2 protein-coding genes are annotated in these 1,878 nt (G+C 65.3%); both read right to left on the reverse strand.

Going from position 1 to position 1,878, the window contains the following annotated elements; all coding sequences use genetic code 11:
* Positions 1 to 356: hypothetical protein (locus EN964_RS33210; protein WP_127277343.1), on the reverse strand; the 356-nt coding region annotated here is incomplete at its 3' end.
* 11 nt (positions 357 to 367) lie between these two features.
* A partial coding sequence (gene ptsP, locus EN964_RS33215) for a phosphoenolpyruvate--protein phosphotransferase (protein ID WP_127277345.1) occupies positions 368 to 1,878 on the reverse strand: 1,511 nt, incomplete at its 5' end.

Raw genomic sequence — 1,878 nt, forward strand, 5'->3', positions numbered from 1 at the left:
GCGTTCTGCTTGTCGTCGCCGAAATCCGGCACGATCAGCGAGACATGCCGCGTCTTGCGCATGCCTGATGCGATCGACATTTTTCCCGGATGCGCCTGATGGTAGGCGGCGAGAAACTGGTCGCGCTCGGCCGGGCTGAAATGGCACACCGAAAATATAGCCGGCAAATGTTTTGACGGAATCGGGATCGAATAGGCAGGACTGGAAATCTGGGTGACGAAGCTTCGGTGTTTGCCGAGCGCATCGGCCAGGCGCTGGCGCATGCCGGATGGGCGCTGGTCGATGACCTGCGACAGGATCGTCTTGTAGGCGCGGATCGCCTCTTCGGAACCGGGTTCGGATGCCCTGTCGACCATGCCGGCCGCGCCTAGACAGAAACGTCCGCGATGGCCGCCTTGGCCATGGCGAGTTGCGCCGGAGCGACGGAAAGATCGCGCAGGCCGGCCTTGAGCAGTGACGGGATCGAGGCGGGATCGCCGCCTGCATCGCCGCACAGGCTGACCGGGATTTTTTCCCGCTGGCCAAACGCGGTCACGGCAGCGATCAGCCGTAGCACGGCCGGATGACGGACCGAATTGAGATGTGCCACGGCAGCGTCATCGCGGGCGGCCGCCATGACATATTGGGTGAGGTCGTTGGAGCCGATCGAGAAGAAGGCGGCCTCGGTAAAGGCTTCCGGCACGATCGCCACCGACGGCACCTCGACCATGATACCGAGCGGCGGCATCTTGTTCGCGATGCCGCGCGCGGCAAGTGCGGTCTGCTCCTCGGCGAACATCGCCGCTGCCTGTCGGTATTCCTCCACAATGGCGATCATCGGAAACATCACTTTCAGATTGCCGTGCACCGCGGCGCGCAGCAGTGCCCGGATCTGTACACGAAACACCTCCGGTCTTGCCAGCGACAGCCTGATTCCGCGCAGGCCGAGGAACGGATTGCTCTCCTCGACGGTGAAGCCGGGCACCGGCTTGTCGCCGCCGGCATCGACGGTGCGGATCGTCACCGGTTTTTCACCAGCCCATTCCAGCACCTTGCGATAGGCGCGATACTGTGTCCCCTCGTCCGGCAGCGTCTTGCCGAACAGGAATTCGGTGCGCATCAGCCCGACCCCGTCGCAGGTGGCGATATCGATGCCGTCGACCTCGGACGGGTCGGCGATGTTGACCTGCATCCGCACCGCCGTGCCGGCCTTGGTCACCGCCGGTCGCGCCAGGAAGGTCCCGGCCCGATCGCGGCGCGCCCGGAATGATGAGGAGGATTGCCGAAAGGCAGCGATTTGGGCCTTCGAGGGCGAAAGCACGATGCCGCCATGTTCGGCGTCGAGCAGGGCGAGGGCGGCAAGGTGAGCCGGCGAATCACCGAGCCCGACCACCATGGGCACGCCGCGCGAGCGCGCCAGCATGGCGACGTGGCTGGCGGTGCTGCCCGCCTTCAGTGCGATGCCGCCGCCGCAGCTCCAGTCGGTTTCGAGAAAACGCGTCGGCGCGATATCCTCGCCATAGAGGATGGCGCCGGCGGGCGGCTCGACGTTGCCAACCTCCGACAGAGCCCGCAGCACCTGGTCCCTGATATCGCGGATGTCGGCGGCGCGCGCGCGGAAATAATCCTGCTCCGAAGCATCGTAGCCGGCGATTTCAGCGTTAAGCGCCTGCCGCCACGCCGTGTCGGCCGGCAGGCCGGTGCGGATCGCGGCAAAGGCCGGGCTGCTCAGCGCATCGTCTTGCAGCATGGCGATCTGAAACTCGAGAATGTCGGCGGCATCGCCCTCGGCCATCCCGATCATTGCAGTGAGACGGCCCGTGGCGATGCCGATTGCGGCTTCGAGCGCGGCCTTCTCATCGTCGGCTGTTTCTTTGCCGACATAGGAGCCGACAGTCT

The sequence above is a fragment of the Mesorhizobium sp. M7A.F.Ca.CA.001.10.2.1 genome, assembly GCF_003998575.1.
Taxonomy (GTDB): Bacteria; Pseudomonadota; Alphaproteobacteria; order Rhizobiales; family Rhizobiaceae; genus Mesorhizobium.